Annotated in this window: 15 protein-coding genes; 12 read left to right on the top strand and 3 right to left on the bottom strand. The window is 33.7% G+C overall.

All coding sequences use genetic code 11. The features are described 5' to 3' along the window. Positions 1-20 precede the first annotated feature (20 nt). Positions 21-1,055, top strand: coding sequence for an aldo/keto reductase (locus tag RM519_RS10190; RefSeq protein WP_311593702.1), 1,035 nt, complete (start codon positions 21-23; stop codon positions 1,053-1,055). 68 nt (positions 1,056-1,123) lie between these two features. Continuing rightward, the gene (locus RM519_RS10185) at positions 1,124-1,888 is read left to right on the top strand and encodes a TIGR02757 family protein (protein ID WP_311593701.1); all 765 of its coding nucleotides are present in this window, start codon (positions 1,124-1,126) and stop codon (positions 1,886-1,888) included. On the opposite strand, the gene RM519_RS10180 is transcribed toward RM519_RS10185, so the two are convergent. Both RM519_RS10180 and trpS read right to left on the bottom strand, forming a co-directional pair. Further along, complete coding sequence (locus RM519_RS10180; RefSeq protein ID WP_311593700.1) at positions 1,885-2,904, bottom strand: DUF481 domain-containing protein; 1,020 nt, start codon at positions 2,902-2,904, stop codon at positions 1,885-1,887. The two genes, RM519_RS10185 and RM519_RS10180, sit on opposite strands and share 4 nt — an antisense overlap. Positions 2,905-2,957: 53 nt before the next feature. After that, entirely contained in the window at positions 2,958-3,926 is a 969-nt protein-coding gene (trpS, locus tag RM519_RS10175; RefSeq protein WP_311593699.1) for a tryptophan--tRNA ligase, read from the bottom strand. Positions 3,927-3,980: 54 nt separating this feature from the next. On the opposite strand from trpS, the gene RM519_RS10170 reads away from it, so the two are divergent. The 4 genes from RM519_RS10170 to RM519_RS10155 all read left to right on the top strand — a co-directional run bounded on the left by RM519_RS10170 (position 3,981) and on the right by RM519_RS10155 (position 7,448). Beyond that, positions 3,981-4,727, top strand: coding sequence for a lysophospholipid acyltransferase family protein (locus RM519_RS10170; RefSeq protein WP_311593698.1), 747 nt, complete (start codon positions 3,981-3,983; stop codon positions 4,725-4,727). A 234-nt stretch (positions 4,728-4,961) separates the two neighbouring features. Then, on the top strand, positions 4,962-5,699 hold the full coding sequence (locus RM519_RS10165; RefSeq protein ID WP_311593697.1) for a LytR/AlgR family response regulator transcription factor: 738 nt from the start codon (positions 4,962-4,964) through the stop codon (positions 5,697-5,699). A 5-nt stretch (positions 5,700-5,704) separates the two neighbouring features. Further along, positions 5,705-7,036 (top strand): sensor histidine kinase, encoded by a 1,332-nt coding sequence (locus RM519_RS10160; protein ID WP_311593696.1) that lies wholly within the window; start codon positions 5,705-5,707, stop codon positions 7,034-7,036. 157 nt (positions 7,037-7,193) lie between these two features. Next, positions 7,194-7,448: a hypothetical protein gene (locus RM519_RS10155; protein WP_311593695.1), complete on the top strand. Its 255-nt coding sequence runs from the start codon at positions 7,194-7,196 to the stop codon at positions 7,446-7,448. A 230-nt stretch (positions 7,449-7,678) separates the two neighbouring features. On the opposite strand, the gene RM519_RS10150 is transcribed toward RM519_RS10155, so the two are convergent. After that, on the bottom strand, positions 7,679-8,152 hold the full coding sequence (locus RM519_RS10150) for a CYTH domain-containing protein (RefSeq protein WP_311593694.1): 474 nt from the start codon (positions 8,150-8,152) through the stop codon (positions 7,679-7,681). Positions 8,153-8,455: 303 nt separating this feature from the next. On the opposite strand from RM519_RS10150, the gene recO reads away from it, so the two are divergent. The 6 genes from recO to RM519_RS10120 all read left to right on the top strand — a co-directional run. Next, entirely contained in the window at positions 8,456-9,178 is a 723-nt protein-coding gene (recO, locus tag RM519_RS10145; RefSeq protein WP_311593693.1) for a DNA repair protein RecO, read from the top strand. A gap of 2 nt (positions 9,179-9,180) precedes the next feature. Then, entirely contained in the window at positions 9,181-11,628 is a 2,448-nt protein-coding gene (locus RM519_RS10140; RefSeq protein WP_311593692.1) for a TonB-dependent receptor plug domain-containing protein, read from the top strand. A gap of 84 nt (positions 11,629-11,712) precedes the next feature. Further along, complete coding sequence (locus RM519_RS10135; RefSeq protein ID WP_311593691.1) at positions 11,713-19,773, top strand: DUF8693 domain-containing protein; 8,061 nt, start codon at positions 11,713-11,715, stop codon at positions 19,771-19,773. Positions 19,774-19,881: 108 nt separating this feature from the next. Continuing rightward, the gene (locus RM519_RS10130; protein ID WP_311593690.1) at positions 19,882-20,541 is read left to right on the top strand and encodes a hypothetical protein; all 660 of its coding nucleotides are present in this window, start codon (positions 19,882-19,884) and stop codon (positions 20,539-20,541) included. An 87-nt stretch (positions 20,542-20,628) separates the two neighbouring features. Next, positions 20,629-24,423 (top strand): DUF8693 domain-containing protein, encoded by a 3,795-nt coding sequence (locus tag RM519_RS10125; RefSeq protein WP_311593689.1) that lies wholly within the window; start codon positions 20,629-20,631, stop codon positions 24,421-24,423. A 333-nt stretch (positions 24,424-24,756) separates the two neighbouring features. Further along, positions 24,757-25,128: hypothetical protein (locus RM519_RS10120; RefSeq protein ID WP_311593688.1), on the top strand; the 372-nt coding region annotated here is incomplete at its 3' end.

Raw genomic sequence — 25,128 nt, 5'->3', positions numbered from 1 at the left:
CAAATTAAAGAAGAAGTTAAATGAAATACACCAATTTACCACATACAGATATAAAAGTTAGTAAAATTTGCCTTGGAACAATGACCTGGGGAGAACAAAATACTGCGCCCGAAGGGCATGAGCAAATGGATTTTGCCTTAGAAAAAGGAGTTAACTTTTTTGATGTTGCAGAATTGTATCCCGTACCCGCTAAACTAGAAACGTATGGGGCAACGGAAGAGATTATTGGAACATGGTTTAAGAAATCGGGAAATAGAGACAAAATAGTTCTAGCAACTAAAATTGCAGGACCAGGAGCCTATACTGCACATATAAGATCTACTGGGTTTTCTAAAGAATCTATTAAAGAGGCTGTAGAAGGAAGTTTAAGGCGTTTACAAACTGACTATATAGATTTGTATCAGTTGCATTGGCCGACGAGACCAGTAAATTGCTTTGGCGTTCGAAGGTTTCCTTATGATAATTTTCAAAAGAAGAATGAAGGTTTTCAGCAGATTTTAGAATATTTAGAAGAAATAAAAAAAGAAGGAAAAATTAGAGAAATTGGTCTTTCTAATGAATCTGCTTGGGGAACGATGAAATACTTAAACATTTCTGAGCAAAAAGACTTACCAAGACCAATTACTATTCAAAACTCATATTCCTTATTGCATAGGCCGTTTGAAACGAATTTATCAGAGGTTTGTATGCAAGAGAATATTGGTTTGTTGGCTTACTCACCTTTAGCTTTTGGTGTGTTGAGTGGAAAATACTTAAACGGAACTCCTAAAGATTCTCGTGTAGCATTATATCCTAATTACAATAGATATAGTAGTCCGGAATCTGAAAAAGCCGTGAGAGCCTATTTAAAAATTGCTGAGAAGTATGGGCTGTCATTAACTCAACTATCATTAGCATTTGTAAACGAATTACCATTTTTAACAAGTAATATTATTGGAGCTTCAAAAATGAGTCAATTAAAAGAAAACATTGATTCTATTAATGTAGAATTGAGCCAAGAAATTAAAGATGAAGTCAATGCGGTTCATGAATTAATGCCAAATCCAGCACCTTAACTATAAATCACAATGAATTGTCACACTGAGCCTGTCGAAGTGTAAACTCAGGTCTTATTCTTAGATTAATGAACCAATCAGAACTCAAAGAATTTCTAGACGAAAAAGTACTAGAATATAACAACCCAAAATTTATTGAATCAGATCCTATTCAAATTCCGCATCAATTCACTAAGAAAGAAGATATTGAAATTGCGGCATTTTTAGCCGCTACCATTGCTTGGGGCAATAGAAAGATGATCATAAAAAATGCCAATAGAATGATGGATCTTATGGGAAATTCACCTCATGATTTCATATTAAACCATTCTAAGGATGATTTAAAAAAATGCGAGAACTTTGTTCATCGAACATTTAATGGTGCTGATTTTCAATTTTTTATTCAGTCGCTTCAAAATATATACAAGAATTACAATGGATTAGAGGTATTATTTGCCAAATATCCAGAAGACCTGAACAACAAAAAAGTACTGCATCATTTTAAACAAGTGTTTTTCGAAATTCCTTTTCAACAAAGAACCACAAAACATGTTTCCGACCCTATGAAAGGTAGCGCATCTAAAAGACTGAATATGTTTCTTAGATGGATGGTTCGTAAAGACAATTCAGGTGTAGATTTTGGAATTTGGGACTCAATTCCAATGTCAAAGTTATCCTGTCCGTTAGACGTACATTCAGGAAACGTTGCTCGTAAATTAGATTTATTAATTCGTAAACAAAACGATTGGAAAGCATTGGAAGAATTAGACAATAACCTCAGAAAAATGGATATAAATGATCCCGTTAGATATGATTTTGCATTGTTTGGTTTAGGGGTTTTTGAGAATTTTTAATCTAACTCCCAACCAAAAGAGGTTTGTAACACATAATCATCTTTGGTTGCCCCTTGTGCTGGTTGATTATCGAAATTGTAAGTAATTCCTGTTTTAATATAAAAATCCCAAGGTAGGTCATATTTCATATCAAATTTAAAATCGACCCTAAAACGCCCTTTTTCTGTAATACTCGGGTAGCCAAAAATTGAAGTAAGTAAACTTAAATCCCCAATTTCATATTTATTAAACTCAGATCCAAAATAGAACTCTATACTATTTCTGCTTGGATTGGCATCTTCAATAAACTCTTCATTACTATATGCCAATCCAGAACCAGCCGCAAAAGCCATACTATTATTTCGTCTAAAATAATAACCCGCACCTAGTTTTGCTGTAGTTCTTAGTTGTAATAATTGCTCATTATTTGAAAGTAGCACCGCAGATGTAGATAGAAACCATTCATTTTTAAGATACCATTGAAAAGTAGTATTATTTTCTATCCTTTTAATATCTTCTACACCGTCTTGTCGATTATAAACCGAACTAAAAGCATTATTTAGGCTCCATTTATTCGCGTTATATTTAATTAACGCGTTTCCTGTAAGTTGTTTTGAGTTATTTGCTTTAGTTAAAGTAATACCAATATCAAATTCGGCTGTTAATCTACTTAAGAAGTTCTTACCAATGGCATCTAAATAAATAACTTTATCTAAGGTAGATTCTAGAATGAATTCTCCCTGATCTAATAAAACAATGTTTTTATTGATAGAATCAGTATTAATTGTAGTATTAAATCTGCTACCATTTGATAATGAAACAATAAATAATCGGTTGCTATAAACTTCTTTTACACGGTGCCATTTAATTTTAAAATCACTGTCACTATAAGATGTTGAAATAGTCAAAACGCTTTTATCTAAACTTTGAATCTCACCAACAAGTTTGTTTTTATTATTTAAAACGATTGAATCTTTTTGAGCCGATACACTATGAAAGGTGGCAATTAGTATAAAAAAGAAAACAATTTTTTTCATGTTCGTTTTTGTTCAAAACAAATATAGCAAAATAAGTTATTGATAATAACCTCTTAGTAACCCACCTTAGCACGCACTCTTGACAATACTTTATTAGCAACAATTGAAGCTTTTTCAGCCCCAATCGCTAAGGCCTTGTCAACCTCTTCTAAGTTATCCATATAATAGAAATAGCGCTCTCTAATTTCACCAAATGTTTCTAGTAAAAGTTCAAAAAATGCTTGTTTAGCATGTCCATACCCATAGTTTCCTCCTTCATAATTGTTTCGCATTTCAGCGATTTGTTCTGCTGAAGCAAGCAACTTATACAAGGCAAATAAATTACAGGTGTCTGGGTTTTTAGGTTCTTCTAAAGGTGTAGAATCCGTTTGGATTTTCATTACTTGTTTGCGCAGTTTCTTTTCTGGTAAAAAGATATCAATAAAATTTCCTTGCGATTTACTCATTTTACCACCATTAGTTCCAGGAACATACATTGTACCTTCTTGAATTTTAGCTTGTGGAGGCACTAAAGTATCTCCCATTTGACCATTAAATCGATTAGCTACATCGCGTGTCATTTCTAAATGTTGTAATTGGTCCTTTCCAACAGGTACAATTTCCGCGTCATACAATAAAATATCTGCAGCCATTAACATTGGGTAAGAGAATAAACCAGAATTCACATCTTCTAACCGATCAGCCTTATCTTTAAAACTGTGTGCAAGGGTTAACCTTTGATATGGAAAAAAACAACTTAAATACCAAGTTAACTCTGTTACTTGAGGCACATCACTTTGGCGATAAAAAACTGTTTTTTCTACATCTAAACCACAGGCTAACCAAGTTGCAGCAGTGCTATAAGTGTTTTCTCTAAGGGTTTTTCCATCTTTAATTTGGGTCAATGAATGCATATCAGCAATAAATAAGAAAGACTCATTATCGCTATTTTTTGCTAATTCAATTGCCGGTAAAATGGCTCCTAAAATATTTCCGAGGTGTGGTGTTCCGGTACTCTGTACACCCGTAAGAATTCTTGACATTTTGTATACTTTATACACGCAAAAGTAACGATTTTAATTAGTATTTTTGAATAGATGAAAGTATTAAAAAATCTAGCCATACTTGTTTGGAGAATTTGGTTTTACGCATGGTTTATTGGAACTATAATTGTTGCGTTACCAGTTTTGCTAATTATTACAGCCAAAGAAAGTTGGTATCCTGCCTTTTTTAAAATTGCGAGGGCATGGGGCAAGACCTTGCTATTTGTAATGGGCTTTAAGGCAAGTACAATTTCCGAAGAAACTATTGAACCAAGAAGTAGTTACATGTTTTGCGCAAACCACACTTCTATGATTGACATTATGCTGATGCTGGCCGTAGTTAAAAACCCATTTGTATTTGTTGGAAAAGCAGAATTGGGTAAAATTCCAATATTTGGATATTTTTATAAACGCACATGTATTCTGGTTGATCGAAATAAGCCCTCAAGTAGAAAAGCGGTTTTTGCAGAAGCTGAGCGAAGATTAAAAAATGGATTAAGTGTTTGTATTTTTCCAGAAGGACTTGTTCCGGATGATGAAAGCATTGTTTTAAGCCCTTTTAAAAATGGTGCTTTTATATTGGCTATAGAACATAGAATCCCGATAGTACCGATGACCTTTTACGATTGCAAAAAGAGATTGTCCTATACTTTTTTTAGCGGTTGTCCTGGCGCCCTAAGGGTTAAAATACACGCATTTATTCAAACGGAACACTCTGAAATTTCAGATAGACATAAGGTAAACAAACAAGCTTTCGACACTATATATAATGAGTTGATTCTAGATGCAAATGGATCATAAAAAGTTATCCCATTTTTTTACTGAATATGAACAATGTACACAATTCAACAAAAAATACTATTTCATAAAAAAGGAGATCAATTAATTACTCTATTAGATGGGCCCAGGAATCAGTTTTTGAGAAAAATAGAAGTGAAATAATTCTATTGATTTGAAAATCAATTTTATTCTTTGCCAATAAAGCTAAAAGTTGTAGATTGCATTATAAAAATTGTAACCAAACCCCTGATATATATGTTGAACATAGTATTAGTTGATGACGAGAACGACGCATTAGAAGCTTTAGAATGGAAATTAAATAAATACATTATTGATGTAAAAATCACAAAATGTAATTCGCCGATAGAATCTATACAGGTAATAGAAAACTTAAAACCTGATGTAGTCTTTTTAGACATTCAAATGCCAGAAATGGACGGTTTTACGCTTTTAGAAAATTTAACCTACAAAAAATTTAATTTAATTTTTACGACTGCTCATGATGAGTTTGCTTTAAAGGCAATAAAGGTTTCAGCCATAGACTATTTGTTAAAACCTGTAGATAAAGATGAATTAATTGCTGCTATTGGAAAAATTAAAGACCAACAACAAGAGGCTTTATTAGAAGATAAATTACAACTGCTCTTAGGAAACTTAAATAACAATCACGATAAAATAAATATTTCTGCTGATGGAAAGGTGTATTTATTGGAAAAGGATGAGGTTGTTATGTTAAAATCTGATAAGAGCTATACAACTATTTTCCTTTCTAACGATCAAGAAATTATTGTTTCTAAAACCTTAAAAGAAGTAGAAAAGAAATTTCAATTTTCTCAATTTTATAGGGTGCATAATTCGTATTTGATTAATTTGAACCACGTTAAAGAATATTTAAAAGGATTGGGGGGAGAATTGATTATGACAAATGGTCAAACAGCCTCTATTAGTAGATCTAAAAAGGCCGAATTGTTTACCAAATTATACTTTGATTAATTAGGATGTTTGTAGATATCCATTCTGAAATATATTCTTGGATTCGAGGAGGATTATTTGTTTTAGTAATTTATCATTTACTAATATATTTCCAGAACCGAAGAACAACCTATTTATACTACAGTTTATATCTTCTAGGGCTGTTTATTTATTTCTATCAACATGTATTTGACAACATTGTTTCAGAAGGAATTTATGAATATATAAATTTCCCTATTCAATTTTTAGCATACGCCTGTTTTGCCTTATTTACAAGAAATCTCTTAGAAACTAGGATACACAATGTTCAATGGGATAAGTTTCTTGAACTGGAAGTAAAAGTCTTATTGGCTCTAGCACCTATGTTTATTTTCATTGAGATGTTTTTGGGCTATGAATTTCAATTGCAATCATTTACAATTGTAGGGCCTTTACTAACAATATTCAATCTAACTTCGTTTTATTACCTCTATAAAATTCCAGGGATTACATCGAAGTATTTTGTATTTGGCTCTTTGTTGTACGTAGTACTTGCCAATATTAGTTTCTTACAGTTATTTGTAGATGAAGAAGTGTTTGCAAACTATGGTGTGCATCCTATGTTTTTTATGTATATAGGAGCATTTATTCAGAGTATAGTTTTTGCTTCTACTTTAGGGCATAGTGTTAAACGAATTGAACAGCGGAGTAAAAATGCAGAGGTTAAGTTAGCCATTAAGCAAAAACAAATGGAGGAGTTAAAAATGACCGCATTACAGAGTCAAATGAACCCTCACTTTTTGTTTAATTCCCTGAATTCAATTAACAACTTTGTGTTAAAAAACGATGTAGAAAAAGCGTCAGATTATATTACAAAATTTTCGCGATTAATTCGTGTTATCCTTAAGAGTTCGTCCAGCCTTACAATTCCATTATCTGAAGAATTAGGAATATTAGGGCTTTATGTAAAATTGGAACAAATGCGAATTAAGGGGGGGTTTGAGTATATCATAAATGTAGATAATGGTATTAATTTAGAAGAAGTTAAAGTTCCTCCATTATTTTTACAACCATATTTAGAGAACTCAATTTGGCATGGAATAATGCATGTGGAGGGAGATAAAAGAGTGGAATTAACAATTAGAAAAGAAGAGAACAGTATTCGTTGTGAAGTAGTTGATAATGGGATAGGAATAGACAATTCGAAAAGACAACCTCACAAACAAATTAATAGAAGGAAATTTTTTGGCACACAAGCAACGGAAAATAGAATTAAGTTATTACACAGACAAGCGAATGTAGTTGTCGATATTTCAGATATTTCTACCGAAGAAAAAACGGGAACAAAAGTTACAATTGTATTTCCTATTAGTTCTTAAAACTAAAAACCATTTATAGCGATTCTAATACCATTGGTAAAAAAAAAGAATACAAGCGTTAATTCTAAAAATTTCAATCGAATATTCGGCTTACCTTTGAGTTATAATATTGAGTCTAAACGTTGAATAGACTTTTAAAATTTTACAAAATTACATAATGACAATCATTTCTTTTTTTATCCCCACAGATAAAGATATTTTGAGGGACATAAAAGAAGACACACGCACTATAAAGTTTATAGGAGAGGGCAGTGTGAAACAAAAGTTAGATGTCACCAAATTTATCAGAAAGTTTATATATCGATTCGATGCTGTTAAAACAGTAAGACAGATTGTTTATATAAAAAAAGGACTTTCTTGGGAATTAGAAAGTATTTCTGCAATACAAAGTCAGAATAAAAAAATAAGCTAATTACGTTAAAAATCAATAAGTTGATTTATTTAAAAAACCCGAACAAACAATGTTCGGGTTTTTTATTTCCATTTATTTATTAAAACAAACCATTTGTATATTTTTAGAAGAAAAATAATAGATTGCTATGAATTGTATTAGTAAGAATATTATATTTGTAATGTAAATGAGTCTTTGGGGTTGATTTATTTATAACTCGAGTTAAACATTGTTTGACTCGAGTTTCTTTTTTATACCCATTTTGAAAAAGGATTCTTGCTTAACTCAGAATTATAGAATTTTGTATCTCCGGTAACCTCAACACCTACCCATGTTGGTTTGGAGAAAGATTCATCTACTGAACCAAGTTCAACTTCACCAATAACCAGTCCTTCATTTTCACCTTTAAATTCATCTATTTCGTAAATATGATCCCCATGATTAACGTAATAACGATACTTTTCAATTACACCTTTTTCACAAAGCTGGAATAATTCATTAGCCTCTTCGAGTGGAATTTCCTTTTCCCATTCAAATCTTGAAGTACCATTACTAGAGGAAATTCCTTTAATAGTTAAAAAACCAGAATTGTCTAAAATTCGAACTCTAACAACCCGATTTTTATTTGAATTTAAAAAACCTTGTTTAATAAAAGATACTTTAAAACTATCCGTTTTATAGGAAGAATTTTTTATTAAGAATTTTCTTTCAATTTCTAAAGGCATTTAAGAGTAATTTTTGCTAAAATAATACTTTTCATGTTTCCGTTATTAATGAATACCTTAGCAAAAAATTATTGGAGTGAAATACTTAAATTTTTTTCTTTTTTTTATTGTTATCAATGTCTGGTCTCAAATAGATTATTCCAATAGTTGGGAAGATTCCAATTCTTATAACTACGTAAAAATTGCTCACAATAAAATCAATTTTGGAGAGCTTAAGAATGTATCAGGAGTAAATATTATTTCGCTATCTATCAATGACAATAAGGAAACAAACACTACAAAAATTGTAATAATAAATTAAGAATGCTTGTTGCAACAAAGGCAATTGTATTAAATTCAATTAAATACGGAGATACAAGTCTTATCGTTAAATGCTTTACGGAAAAATCGGGGTGTAAGTCTTATTTATTAAAAGGGGTTTTAGGATCAAGGAAAGGCAAGATTAAAGCATCTTACTTTCAACCATTAACTCAATTAAATATTATAGGAAAACATAACAGTAAGGGAAACCTAAATAGTTTAAAAGAGGTTCATATTCATAATCCTTATCAATCGCTATATTCAAATATATTTAAACAGTCTATTGTGTTTTTTTTATCCGAGGTTTTGAGTACATCAATTCAAGAAGAAGAATCGAATGAGGATTTGTATAGTTATATAGAAAGCGCCTTAATGTGGTTAGATCTTCATGAAAATATTTCTAATTTCCATTTGTTATTTTTATTAAAATTAACCAAATTTCTTGGGTTTTATCCTGAATTAGAAAATATTGGATATAGCAATTTTGATTTGCTAGAAGGGAGATTTGTTAAAAATGTAAAATACCACAATAATGTTGTGTCAAATGAAGATTTAATTGCCTTTAAAAAACTCTTAGGTATAAATATTGATGCTCTACACAAGGTAGAATTTAATGCAGTAAATAGACATCGAGTTTTAGATATTCTGATCCGATATTTTGAGTTACATTTGACGGGATTTAAAAGACCAAAATCACTAGACGTTTTAAGACAGGTATTTAGTTAGTAATGAGGAGTTTAATTAGCGTAGTAATATTTTTTGTTTGTGGGTTTATTTTTAGTCAAGAGGTGACAATTCTTGATATAGAAACTAATTTCCCTATAGAAAACTGTACCGTTTATGGAGAAAATAACACGAAGGTCGTTTATTCGGATAAATTTGGAAAAGTAGATTTGTCTTTTTTTGATGAAAATGAAGTCATTTCATTCAATCATCTATCTTATATCGAAATTGAAATTTTAAAGCGTCATTTAAAAGAGGTAGATTTTAAAGTTTTTTTACACAAACAGGCGGAATCTTTAGAGGAAGTAATTCTTTCAACTTCAAAGCAGAAAGAAACAAGAAGTCGAGTTGCGGAGCAAATTGAAATTAGTATAAATAAAGAAATCGTAAAAATTGCTCCTCAGACTTCTGCTGATTTACTTGCTACCATTCCTGGAGTGAAAGTTCAAAAGTCTCAATTTGGAGGGGGAAGTCCCGTTTTAAGAGGGATGGAAGCAAATAAGGTTTTACTTGTTGTTGATGGAGTAAGAATGAACAATGCTATTTATAGAACCGGACATTTACAAAGTTCTATTACTGTATCACCTTCTACATTAGAACGAACAGAAGTTTTGTTTGGACCATCTTCTGTAATCTATGGATCTGATGCTTTAGGAGGGGTTGTTCATTACTACACAAAAACACCAAAGTTTTCCTATACTCCTCAAACAAAAGTGAGTTTTTTATCAAGATATAGTTCAGTTAACGAAGAAATCACGAATCAAGGAAGTGTATCATTTTCATTTAATAAATGGGCCTCTTTTACCAGTTTTTCATATTCAGATTTTCAAGATTTAAAAATGGGTGAAAACCGAAGGCATGGATTTGAAGATTGGGGTAAAGTTTTTGAATACTCAAATAATTCAGATACATTTTACAATCCAAATCCAGTTTCAAATTCAGACCCAAATAATCAGAAAAATACCGGCTATAATCAAAGAGATTTTTTGCAAAAACTGATTTTTAAAGCCTCAGAAAAGTCAAAATTAATATTGAATTTTCAACATTCTATGTCTTCAGACATACCTAGATTTGATAGACTAACAGAAGAAAAAGAGGGATCTTTGAAATTCGCTGAATGGTATTATGGCCCTCAGAAAAGAACCATGATAAGCTCTCAATTTTCTTTTGAACCATCCAAAAAATGGATGGATTCTGGAACTTTTACAGCGGCATATCAAAATTTAGAGGAATCTAGAATTCAACGAAAGTTTGGAAGTTTGGACAGGTCTTATAGAATTGAAAATGTTGATGTTTTAAGCTTCAATGGTGATTTCTCAATTCCTCTTTCAAATAAATCGAATCGTAGTTTGTCATATGGAATAGAAGTAACTCATAATATAGTAGACTCATATGCTGTCGGAAAGACTTTAAAAGTTGAAGGAAATGAAATAATTGGTTTTTCAGGAAACTTTGCCGTTCAATCCAGGTACCCAGATGGTGGAAGCAACTATACAAGTTCCGCAATTTATACAAGTTATAGACAAGATGTTTCTAAGAAAGGAACTTTAAATACCGGGATTCGCTTTACAAATACATGGTTAAATGCAACATGGATAGATGATACCTTTATTACATTACCAGACATGGATATCAATCTAAATAATGGCGCTTTAACGGCGACTGTCGGTTATGCATACAAACCAAATGATACTTGGCAATTAAACTCCGTGCTTTCTTCAGGGTTTAGATCGCCTAATATTGATGATATCGGAAAAATTAGAGAGAAAAATGGAATTGTAACTGTTCCCAACGTTGCGTTGAAACCTGAATTTGCTTATAGTGGAGAACTCGGTGCAATTAAATACTTAAATGATAAAAACTTTAATGTTGGATTTAATGTTTATTATACCTTACTGAATAACTATATAGCAAGAGAACCATTCCCCATTAACGGATCTCCAACAATTATTTATGACGGAGAAGAAGTAGAAACCTACGCAAATGTGAATCATGATAACGCATATATTTATGGGTCAACATTGACTTTAGGAGGAAATTTATCAAAACATTTTAAAACCAGCGCAAGTGCAACTTATACCAAAGGCAGGGCCTATGATTCCGGATTACCCTTATCATCTATTCCGCCTTTATTTGGTAATGTAGACTTTGCATTTGCTAAGAAGAGATTGGAGATGTCGTTGAGTTTTAGATTTAATGCAACTAAGAAAATAGAGGACTACAATTTAATTGAGGGAATTGATAATATTGAACAAACTCCGATAAATGAAGATGGAGATTTTGTAGGAACACCCAGCTGGAATAGTCTAAATCTTTATAGTAGTTATAACATAACAAAGAATTTGAACATTCAATTTATGATAGATAATATTTTTGATAATCATTATAAAGAATTCGCTTCAGGAATTAGTGCCCCAGGCAGAAATTATTCTATATCATTAATAATAAATTAAATTTTAGTTACAAACTGTTTATAATCAATTAGAAAAAGGCGTTTTTTTTATACTTTCGTGAACTTAAAATTTTCTTAATTAAAAATGCCTCAAAACACCCGTACTAACCGATATCATATTTCTTTTATTGTATCTGTTTTTATGTTGTTAACAGTAAATCTAATTGCTCAAACAGCAGATTGCATCCCGGATAATACTTTAGATATTTATCTTGATGCTTCTGGTAATGCCAGCATTACAGTAGCAAATATTAATGCTGGAGCATCTATGGGGTCCACGATAAGTTTAGATAAGTATAATTTTACTTGTACAGATATTGGTCAGGTTACGGTTACGCTATCGGCTGATAATGGCGGTACCCCCGTTAGTTGTTCAACAATCGTTAATGTTATAGATAATATACCTCCAACTATTGGAGGATCAGGAAATGTAATAGAAAACACCTCAGTTGATGGGTTTGGAGATTGCACATCAGAAATTTTAGTTAGTAATGTGTTTTTTAGTGACGCTTGCTCAATACCTACGTTGAGTTGGGCTACTACGGGAGCGACAATATTGTCAGGAATGAATCAAGTAGGTAGACAGATTTATAATGTTGGAACAACAACAATTACTTATACTGTCATAGACGCTTCATTAAATTCGAATACTTATGATATAATCGTTACAGTTATAGATGATGAGAATCCAACAATTTCATGTATAGGTGATCAAACAAGAAATACAGTTACAGAAGAATGTTACTATACTGTCGTTGGAACCGAATTTGATCCCACAGTAGCCAACGATAATTGTGGGGGAGCTGTGGTAATTAATGATTTTAACAATTCTAACACCCTCGCTGGTGCACAAATTCCTGATGGAACTACTATTGTATGGTCAATTAATGATGGCACTTTTAGTGAAACATGTAGTTTTGATGTTTCCGTAATAGATAATGAAGCTCCAACTGTAGTTGCTAGCAGTGATAGAAGTGGAAATTCTTCTGATGATGGGCCGGGTAATTGTACGTTAGAACTTTTAATTGGTAATGCAATTCCAAGTGATAATTGTTCTGGAACTAATTTAACGTGGGCTATGTCAGGTGCGACAACAGGTTCAGGTTCTGGACAAGTTGGACGTCAATTTTATAATGTTGGAACCACAATAATTACTTATACGGTTACTGACGATGAAGGATTAACAGGTACAGATTTTTTATCAATTACTATAACTGATGATGAAAATCCAGTTTTAAGTTCTTGCCCTCCTGATATTAGTCAAGGAACCGATAGTTCAATTTGTGGAGCAATAGTTGCATGGACGCCCCCGACAGCAGCAGACAATTGCGGTGTTACCGTATCAAGTACACATAATCCGGGAGACACCTTTCCGGTTGGAACAACAACAGTAACATATACAGCAACAGATGGCGAAGGGTTAATAGATTCTTGCAGTTTTGATGTTGTTATAACAGATGTTGAAAACCCAATAATAGTATGCCCTTCTGATATTATAGTTAATGCAGATAGTTTTTGTGAAGCTACTACAGTAAATTTAGGAACACCTACAACATCTGATAATTGCGGAGTTGCCAGTGTAACAAATAATGCACCATCAACTTTTCCATTAGGAACAGTTCAAGTTACCTGGACCGTTACGGATACTGCAGGTTTAATAGCTACTTGTATTCAAAACGTGACAGTTGTAGACGCAACGCCTCCAACAATTACATGCCCTAGCAACGTAACTGTGAGTGCCGATTTAGGATTGTGTACGGCAAGTGGTGTAAGTTTAGCGACCCCAACCTATTCAGATAATTGTTCTGTTGGAATTTCGAATGATGCTCCTGCTACTTTTCCATTAGGAGACACGACAGTAATTTGGACGGCCACAGATGGAGCTGGCTTAACAACTACATGTGTACAAACTGTTACTGTTGAAGATAACGAAGCACCTGTAGCAGTTTGCAAAGATTTAACATTACAGTTAGCACCTGGAACTGGAACTTTAACTGTTTTAGGTAGTCAGGTAGATAATGGGTCAACAGATAATTGTTCTACAAATTTCAGTTTATCGCAATCCTCTTTTACCTGTGCCGATATTGGAGATAACGTTGTAACATTCACCGTTACAGATGATGCTGGAAACACTGATACCTGTTCGGCAATAATAACAATTACAGATGCCGCAGAAAACGCCTCTGTAAGTATTGCTGCAGCAGATACAACAGTTTGTCAAGGGATACCTACAACTTTTACTGCAACACCAACAAATGGAGGAACAACTCCTATGTATCAATGGCAGATTAATGGTTCTGAAGTGGGTGCACCAACAACAAGTTCTACGTTTGTAACTTCTACCTTAAATCAGAATGATATTGTTACGGTTTCTATGACATCTGATTTATCTGTATGTGCTACTTCTCAATTGAGTAATAGTATTCAAATGACTGTAAACTCATTGTTACCTGTTTCTTTTAGTATTGTTGGAAATACAATTATATGCGAAGGTGAATTAACAACTTTTTTACCAGGAACCATAACAAATGGAGGCTCTAATCCATCATATCAATGGTATTTAAATGGTACACCTACAGTAACTACTATTAATTACACGACTTCAGGTCTTTCAAATGGAGATGTTGTAACATTAGAAGTTAGTTCAGATGCCAATTGTGCAAATCCAGTACCTGCATCAGAAAGCATTACAATAACGGTAAATCCGTTACCAACGGTAACAGCACTTATTGATGGATCTTCTAGTAATGTAACAATTTGTTCGGGAGATACTGTAACGCTTACAGGAAGTGGTGCCTCCTCATATACCTGGGATAATGGTGTTTCTGATGGAGATGTTGTTAGCCCGAGCACTACTATGACTTATACAGTTACAGGAACTGATGGGAGCAGTTGCGAAAATTCGGATACCATTACTGTTACTGTAACACCAGATGCAACAATAGGGCTAATATCAGCAGCCGGAACTGAAAGTCAAAACGTTTGTTCTGGTTCGGCTATGACTCCAATTACATATCAATTAACCAATGCAACAGGAGCAAATGTTATAGGCACATTACCTTCAGGCGTTTTACCATCTTTTGATCCAGGAACGGGAATTTTTACAATTAGCGGAAATCCAACAACTACAGAAACTACTACAGGAGATTTTTATAGTTTTTCAATTGAAGCAATTGGGTGTAACCCAGCATCAATTGATGCCTTTATAGGTGTTTATGGAGCAGCACCAGCAGCACCAACTTCTCATGACGGGCCGTATAATATTTGCGTTGGAGCATTTACAAATAATGCTACTGTTAATTTTAGTATACCAGTAGATCCAAATGTTGTGGCATATAATTGGGGTATGCCAAATGGAAGTTTCAACATAACTGATGGTGATAATACCGATGAAGTTACGGTCAATATTACTCAGACATATGATTGGGGTAGAGCATTTCAACCTCAAACATATGTAATAACGGTATCTACAATTAATCCATGCGGCACTTCTTCAGACTACACATTCGAAATCGAATTACAGTATTTAGACGTATTAGATATTACTGCAGGAGAAGATATTTATGTTTGTGAAGATACAAGTTCGATTGACATGGCAGGTGGAACTGACGGACCTTTAGGGAGTGGTTTAGATTATGATGAATGGGATTGGTTTGATGCTACAGGTACGGATGACAACTTTGACCATGATGCTACTTATCAAGAATGCGTTAGAGTATGCACAAGATATTGGCCATGGGGTTGGTGCAGAACTTATACTGAAACTTGTACGGATGAAACGCACCCAGAATTAGATAGTAATTATAATTTACCTACCTCAAATTCAGGGGACATTCATACTATAATTTTAGAAGGAGGAAATGGAACGTGTGATACTGTTACTGATGAAATAAATATTTATGTAATTGAAAAACCTTCAGCCTTATTAGGTGTAGATATTACTATTTGCGAAAATAACACCACAGAAATAACAATAACTGGAACAGAATTTACCGATATTACATATAGTTATAATAGTGGATCTGAAACAGGAACCATTACATTGGATGCAACAGGAAACGCAACTTTTACTACGGTTGCATTAATGGCATCTACAACCTTTAGTCTTACAAGTGCAAATTATAATAATAGTAGGTTTCCTTCTGGTACAAGAAATGAAACATGTACAGAGGCACTAACAGAGTCTTTAGATATCACGGTTGAAGAAGCCCCAACTGTTGATGCAGGTGTAAATCAAACAATTTGTTCATCAGACACGGCAACTATGGCTGGAACTATTGGTGGTTCAAACCCTTCTGGAACTTGGAGCACTAATGGATTTGGGTCATTTAATAATGATACTCCTTTGGCGATCTATACGCCTCATGCCTTAGATGTATTTTTTAGCCCAATTACATTGACTTACACCAACACTCCAACAGGAGAATGTAGTCCAGTTTCGGACACTATGCAGTTAACCATATCGGAAGAAGTAACTATTACTACACAACCACAAAATAGAACTGTTTGTGCTGGAAATACCACAACTTTTTCTGTTGGAGCAACTGGTGATGGTCTTACATATCAATGGTATAGGAATGCATCTTTGATTTCAGGAGCTACAAGCAATTCGTACACTGCTAGCAGTTTAGCAATTGGCGATGATGGAGACAATTATTATGTTATAGTTGGTGGCTCTGGAATTTGTAGTAATGTTCAATCAAATACGGTGTCAATTTCTGTAAATGAAATTGGAATTTCGAGTCAACCTACCAATGTAGCAGAGTGTGAAGGTAATAATGTATCATTTAGTGTTGTAACCACAGGTACAGTTTCAACTTATCAATGGTATCGAAATGGAGTTGTGATTTCTGGTGCAAATTCAACAACACTCAATATTTCCAATATAGATTCTTCAGATGCAGGTAATTATTATGTGGTTATGACAGGGCCTTATTGTTCTAATGTAACCTCTGCAACGGCATCTCTAGCAGTGACGAGTATACCTACAGTTAATTTATCTTATAATACGTCAGTTTTTTGTAATAGTAATAGTTCGGTTTCTCCTAGTTTAATAGGTACAGATGCCTATATAGGTGGCTCATATTCTTATACAGGGTCAGGTACTTTAGATTTAAATACTTCTACAGGTGTTATTGACCCGAGTGGTAGTACGGCAGGAACCTATATCGTTTTGTATGATACACCAACTGGAGTTTGTGCTACTGTTCAAGCCCAAACCACGGTTACTATTAATGAATTCAATTCAGCTGCAGAAGCCGGAACCTCTCAATCAACGGGCGCTTGTAATAATACAACAGTAACCTTAAGTGCAGATCCATTATCAGTCGCTGGTGCTAGTGGAGTTTGGACAGTAATCTCTGGTCAATTAGCAAGTTCTTATGTGTTTTCTGATGTCAATAGTCCCGTATCAACATTTACAGGTCAGAGTGGTGAATCTTATACCTTGCAATGGAGTATTACAAGTGCTTCGCCATGTTCAGGATCTTCGGACACAACACAAGTTACATTTGCAAATTGTGGATCTTTTATAGATTTTGATGGTACAGACGATTATATATCATTTGGTGATAATTACGATAGAAGTGGTAATTTTTCCATTGAGGCATGGGTTAAATCTGAGAGTAACTCAGGAACAAAAACGATCCTATCAAAAAGAGATGCTAGTGATTTTACAGATGGATATGATCTTAGAATTCAAGGAAATAATTTTTCATTTAGATATAACGGATCAGGATTAATTACGAGTTCTAGAGCCATGACAACAGACAGATGGTATCATGTTGCTATTTCTTTTGATGGCAGCACTTATAGAATGTATCAAGATGGTATTTTAGTAAATAGCACTTCAGGAACTTTACCTAGTAGTAATAGTGATGAATTCTTAATAGGCGCTATGGATAGAAGCGTAAATGTTCCAACTAATTATTTTAACGGTTGGTTAGATGAAGTACGTCTTTGGTCTGTTGTACTTACTCAAGATCAGATACGTGAAATGATGAATCAAGAAATTGAAAATAGCGCTGGGAATGTTCAAGGAGCAACAATACCTAAAGATGTTTCTGGATTGTCTTGGGCTAGTTTAGATGGTTATTACCAAATGAATCAAAGCACAGACCTGGCTTCAGGATATCTTGCCTCAAAAAGCGCCTCAGGTTTTAGTGGTAATTTGATTAATATTACTTCATCACAAAGTGAAAGCGCACCATTACCATATAATTCCACAACAAGTGGAGATTGGACGAATTCAAATACATGGCTAAATGGAAATGTTCAGATAACACCGAACAATACGATTAATGGAACAGAGGTAATTTGGAACATTGTAGAAACAAACCATAATGTGTCTTCTGGTGATAAAGACATAACTTTATTAGGCTTATTTGTAAATGACGATAAACTTTCAATTGAGAATTCTGACGCTGTTAGTGGCGGTCAGAGTGTTCGAGTTACAAGTTACTTAAGCATAGATGGTAATGGCGTTTTAGATTTGGTTGGTGAATCACAGTTATTGCAAGATGAAGATAGTTGGATAAATGAAGCAGGAACTGGATATTTAGAAAGAGATCAACAAGGAACAGCGAATAGTTTTGCTTATAATTATTGGTCATCTCCAGTTAGCTTATCGAGTGGAGCAGGAAACAATCTTCCGTTTACATTAAATGACGTTTTATTTGATGGTAGAGACCCAGATAATCCTAGACCAATAAAATACGGTGATCGATATGATTATTACTTTGCTGACGGAGGATCTACAAGTTCAGAACAATTAAAGTTAGCAACTTCATGGATTTATAAATATGCTTATTCTAATAGAGTTGGAGCCTATGCAAATTGGGAGTTTGTAGGGAATATAGGAACTCTTAACGTAACAGAAGGATTTTCCATGAAAGGAGCAAGTGGAGCGATCTCACTTGATTTAGGTGTAGCATCACAAAACCTGGTATATAGAGGGAAACCTAATAACATTCCAAATGGAGAAACAGAAATGTTGGCAGTAGACTTTGCCACTTCGGGGATAGATGGGCAATATGTATCGTTAATTGGAAATCCATTTCCTTCGGCTATAGATGCGAACGAATTCTTAGCAGACAATAGTGCCTCTACAGACGGAACTTTGTTATTTTGGGAACATTGGTCAGATAACACACACATAGTGCGTTCTTACCAAGGCGGTTATGCCGTGTATAATAGTTCTGGAGGAAATCAAGCAACTTCTCAAGTTCCTCATCCAAACAATCCAACAATTACCCCTGGAAGTAGTCCTAGGAGAGTTCCTCAAAGGTACATTCCGATAGGCCAAGGATTTATGGTTAAATCTAGCGCATTAGGAGGTAGAGTTGTATTTAAGAATAGCCAGAGGATTTTTTATAAAGAAACAGGCAGTTCTTCTAATTATATCAAGCCAGGAGGGGGTAAAGAGAGGAATATAGACATTGAAACCGATGACGGCGTTATGAGAATTCGATTGGGAATTGATACACCACAAGGTATTCATAGACCACTATTGATTGCGTTTTTGGAAGGAGCAACGGATGCTCATGATCACTTATTCGATGCAGAGGCACCTGAACAAAATAGAAGTGATGCCTTTATGCTGCTTGAAGATGAAAAGTTCATAATTCAAGGATTTGGTGAATTTAAAAAGGAAAGAGAAATTCCAATTATTCTTGACATAGCGGAAGAAGATGAAGCATATCCCTTTAAATTTATGATTGATGGCTTGGAGAACTTCCCGGATGAGATAGAAATATATGTAAAGGATTTTGGCAATAATGGAGAAACTTATAACATAAGAAATTCTAGTAGTTTTGACATAAAACTTAAGGCTGGAGAGTATAAGGAAAGGTTTGCTTTGGTATTTAGGTCAAGAAAGGAAAGTGTTGAATCTGTTGAAGAAATTGAAGATGCATTTAAGGTATACACAAATAAGGAATACAAAGAAATTAGGGTTGTTAAAACCAGAGATGTAGATTTTAATAATATTACACTATTCAATTCTATAGGTCAACAAATAGCGTATTGGAATACCAACTTAAATAAGTTAAAACTAAACTTACCAGTTCATCATTTAAGTACAGGAGTTTATATTCTGACCATAGATACACCAAAAGGCTCCATCTCGAAAAAGCTATTATTGGAATAAAAGGCCGGATTTTATTGCGGATAAATCAACAACAAGACCTGCTTATTAACATAAAATCAAAAATGTTGATAACTTTTTGTATGTTTGCATCTGTAAACCTCAATTGTTATGATTTTAAATTTGCCCCAATTTAAAAGCATTTTTCTTTTTATATGCCTCTTTTTTTCAATAGGGGCTGTTTCTCAGACCACTATTAATTCAGAAGATTTTAATTCAAATTGGGGAGATTGGAATTCTGGTGGAGGCAATGCAGTCATTAGAGATGATAACCGACCAAATACTACTGATGCGGTTAGATTAAGAAACGGAACAGGTACTTCAAACCTATATTCTGATTATTTCGATTTATCAAGTTATTCTTCAGTTAGTATCACTTTCGATTTTGAATTTAGAGGAATGGAGGATACTGAGTCCTTCGTTATTGAGTATGATGATGGAGATGGTTCTTGGCAAGAATTGATTAAATATGAGAAGGGGAATACAGGCTTCGAGAATAATGATACTGAGTATATTGGCACTTATACATTAGATAGTTCTTCTTATGATTTTTCATCAGGAACATCAAGATTTAGAATTAGAATAGACGACGCAAATGCAAATAACGATAGAGTTTATATTGATAATATTGTTATTCTAGGGTTTAGCGGAGGAGGTGGTGGATTATCCTATTGCGAATCTGGAGGATACGAATCTGATGGATGGGAAGACGTTATTAGACAAGTTCAATTTAGTGATATTAACAATTCGAGCCCTTTAAACGAAAATTGATATACAGATTTTACAAGTATTACTGGAAATATTGAACAGGGAGAGCCATACGATATTTCTGTTAATGTTAGTACAGACGGAGATTATGTGTACCATGTTTTTGTTTGGATTGATTGGAATCAAGATGGAGATTTTAACGATTCAAATGAAGAATATGATTTAGGATCCACTGAGGATTCATCAAATGGACCAACAACTTTATCACCTTTAACAATTGTTGTACCGATTGGAGCAGTCGTGGGTACTACTAGAATGAGAGTAAGCTCAAGATATGATGAAGATCCGAACAATTGTGACGATGAAATTTGGTATGGTGAAGTAGAAGACTATTCCTTGGAAATTTCGGCAGCTACAAGTCCAATTATTGATATAGTCGGAAGCGGAAATACCATGTCAAATGGGCAAACATCCATATCGACATTAGATGATACAGATTTTGGGTCTTTTTTTATTGAAAATGGAACTGTGACTCATACGTTTACAATTGAGAATAACGGAGCATCGGATTTAACAGGTATAATTGTTTCTATTTCAGGAGACACTGGAGATTTTTCACTCGATACAAGTTTAACCGCTGCAACTGTTTCAGCCTCTGGCAGCACTAATTTTACGATAGAATTTGACCCTACAATTATTGGAACTAGGGCTGCACAAATATCAATAGCGAGTAATGATTCAGACAGAAACCCTTATACTTTTAATGTTGAAGGAGAAGGTTCTACATATTGCACTTCTTATGGAGATACTGAATATGATACAGGTATTAGTAATGTTATTTTTAATACAATTTCAAACGCATCTGATTTATCGTTAAATGCTTATTCTGATTTTACCAATATATCAACTGATGTAAATCGAGGATCTACTCATGATCTAACAATTAATTTAAATACAGATGGCAATTACTCTTTGTTTGCTATGGTTTGGATAGATTGGAATCAAGACGGAGACTTTGATGATGCCGGAGAAGAGTATGATTTGGGGCTGGCATCTGATGTTGATAATGGCCCAACGTCTTTATCTCCTTTATCTATTGTTGTTCCAGTAGATGCAGTATTGGGGAGTACTTTAATGAGGATTTCTTCTAAATGGGATGGAAGTGAAGATAATGATGGTGCAGAAGATTCACCCCCTACAAGTTGTGAAGTTGATTTTGATGGTGAAGTTGAGGATTATACTTTAAATATCATCGAAAGTGTACCAATGATCGATTTTGATGGAATCGACGATTATGTAGATTTTTTAGATAATTTTAATTTAACAGGAAGTTTTTCAATTGAGGCATGGATTTTACAAGAAAACACAATTGCTAACGGAACAATAGTTTCTAAAGGTGATTTTGATTCTTCTGACGGCAGTAAGAGTTATGGGTATGTGTTGGCTGTAGAAAATGGAATTATTACGTTTAAAACATTTAATAATGGTGGACAGTCGACGGTTGAATTATCGGCATCTCCATATTCAATTACGAATAACAAGTGGCATCATGTAGCTGTATCTTATGACGGTACTAATTCTAGTTTATTTGTGGATGGAATTTTACTAGATACTGATGGAACAAACAGTTCCTTAATGAATAATTCAGAAAATTTTTTTATTGGCGCCTATTATGATAGTGACTCTGCAAATCCCATCAATTATTTCAATGGATTTATAGATGAAGTTAAAATTTGGAATGTAGGGTTAACTCAAGTACAGATTCAAGAAATGATGAATCAAGAGATTGAGAAGAATGGGGATTATGTAGTTGCAAAAGTTACTTCGAAAGATATATCAGATAATCTTGAATGGAGTAATTTGATAGGGTACTATAATTTTAATGATAATATGGCATCGGATAGTTCGGAAAGCGAAATAGATGGTTCACCACTCAATATTACAACCAATCAATCACAAACGGCACCAATACCTTACTATACCATGCAAGACGGAGATTGGGACGCAACTGATAGTTCTACACCGTGGCAATATGGAGAAACTGTATGGAATATTCCCAATTCAATAGGTATAGATGGATCTTCTGAAATAGAATGGAATACTGTAAGAGTTTTACACAATCTATCTGTAAACCGAAATTTATATTTAGGGTCACTAATATCGGAATCTAGTGCCCTTGTTACGGATGAAGAAATAACGGATAGTGAATTAACTATTGGTGCAGATGGGAATGACTATGAACTAAATATTTCTACATACTTAAAATTAGATGGTAAGATTGATTTACAGAATGAGTCTCAATTAATACAAAGAGAAGGAAGTTGGTTAGATACAAATAGCAGTGGCTATGTAGAAAGAGATAGACAAGGTACTGCAAATAGCTTTACCTATAACTATTGGTCTGCACCTGTAAGTTTAAGAAATACAACGCAAAACAATGCTGCTTTTAAAATTGGCGATGTCCTACGTGATGGTCATCAAGGGGGCGATGTAATTAATACACTATCCTTTAATGCAAACGCATATTTTGCGGATGGAGCCGCTTCTAATCCTAGAAAATTATCTACTTATTGGTTGTATAGGTTTGTTTCGAATCAAGATAATAGTTATGCCAATTGGGAATGGGTTGGAAATACTCATAATTTCAATCCAACTGAAGGGTATACTATGAAAGGAACTTCAGGCTCAGGAAGTATTGATATGAGCGTTGAAGCGGAGAGTTATGTGTTTAGAGGAAAACCAAATAACGTATTAAATGGCGATACAGAATTGGTGCACACTACTTTTTCTGCTTCATTTGATTCGAATGGTAACCCAAGAATTTCATTAGCCGGAAACCCTTTTCCTTCGGCAATTGATGCAAATGAATTTATTGACGATAATATAAACTCTATTAATGGCCAATTATATTTTTGGGAGCATTGGGGAGGAGGTAGTCATCGTTTATCTGATTACCAAGGAGGATATGCTATTTACACCAAATCAGGAGGTACACCAGCACCTTCTCATCCTGACATAAGCCAAGTAGGAAGTGGAACAAAAACACCAAGTAGGTATATTCCTGTCGGCCAAGGATTTTATGTTATTCAAAAATATGATTATGATGGAGATACCGAGGTGGTTTCTAACCCACAAGGAGGGAACGTGGTATTCACAAACAACCAACGAGTTTTTAAAACTGAAAAATCCGGAGAATCAATTTTTACCAAGAGCAACTCTAAAAAGGTAAACTCAAAATTAAAAGAAACCAAGGACAGTATTCAAAGAATAAGATTAGGTTTTAAATCTTCAGAAGGATTCTATAGAAGTAATATGATAGCCTTTTTAGAAGGAGCATCGGATCAATTTGATTACGGTTATGATGCTGTTTCTGGTGATGTAATGAAATCGGATTTATTCTTTTTAGGAGAGAAAGGGTATCAAGTTATTCAAGCATATAGAGATTTTAACGTTAAAAGAGAAATCCCGATTTCAGTAATTGTTGATGAAAATAATCAGGATACGAGTCAAACGATTTCATTAGAATCAATTGAGAACTTTGGTGAAGATATTGAGGTTTATTTAAAAGATTTAGAAAATAACGGAGAGACCTATGATTTACTGAATGATGATTTTAAAGTGAAATTGGATGCTGGAATTCATAAGAGTCGCTTTTCTATAGTATTTCAATCAAAATTGCTCGAACTAGAGTCAGTTCCAAATGTTGACGATACGGTAATATTATTTATGAACAATGAGCAATCCCACATTCAGATAGAAAAACTAGCAGATATTGATATTAAACAAGCAATTCTTCATAATTCTATAGGTCAATCTATTAGCATTTGGAATAGCGATCTTGATGAAAGGAATATGCAATTACCTGTAAATGTGAGTACTGGAGTCTATGTTATTTCTTTGGATACCGAGGTAGGTATTATTTCAAAAAAGATTGTTGTTAAATAGCAATTACCTTCCAACATTTTTAAATATAGTCTTAGGTAAAAAGCTAACTTTTTAATTTAGAAGCAATTAAACCGTTGGTTAATGAAGTGTTCTTTTAACTATTGGTAAACTAAACAAGACCATTTGTTAACTCTATTAAGCGAACCGTCTATTAATCAAATAGATAAGTGTAATTTATTGTAATTTTAACTCCCTATAACTAATTTTGAATACAATTATATGATATAATGTTACTTTAAGTCCCCTTTTTTACCTTCGGTTACTTTCAGTGAGTACGTATCTTTTTGAACCCCTTTTCAAATTTGTTTTAAGGAAGTTAAAAAGAATTGCGCTATGGAAAGACCCCACGTCTTTTATAAAAATTATCTATTATATTCCATTCTCCTTGTTTTGAGTTTGAATAGTTTTTGTCAAACTGTTTGGGAGGAGGATACTCCTTATGTAGCAGAATTACCTTCTTTGTATGAAGAAGATTATGCTATAATAATGGAAACGAATGTATTGAATACTTCCATTTTTACCGCAATCTGTCAGGATTTTACAATTCAATTAGATGCTTCTGGAAATGCTATAATTAGCCCTTCTGATATTGATGCTGGTTCAGGATCAGGTATACTTTCGATAGACATTTCTACATTTACATGTTCAGACATTGGAGATAACATCGTCATATTGACCCATGATGATTCGGGTACGATTACGACT

It is taken from the genome of Urechidicola vernalis (assembly GCF_031846385.1).
GTDB classification, from domain to species: Bacteria; Bacteroidota; Bacteroidia; order Flavobacteriales; family Flavobacteriaceae; genus Urechidicola; species Urechidicola vernalis.
The sequence above is the reverse complement of the archived record's forward strand: the minus strand, read 5'-3'. Positions and strand labels throughout refer to the sequence as shown.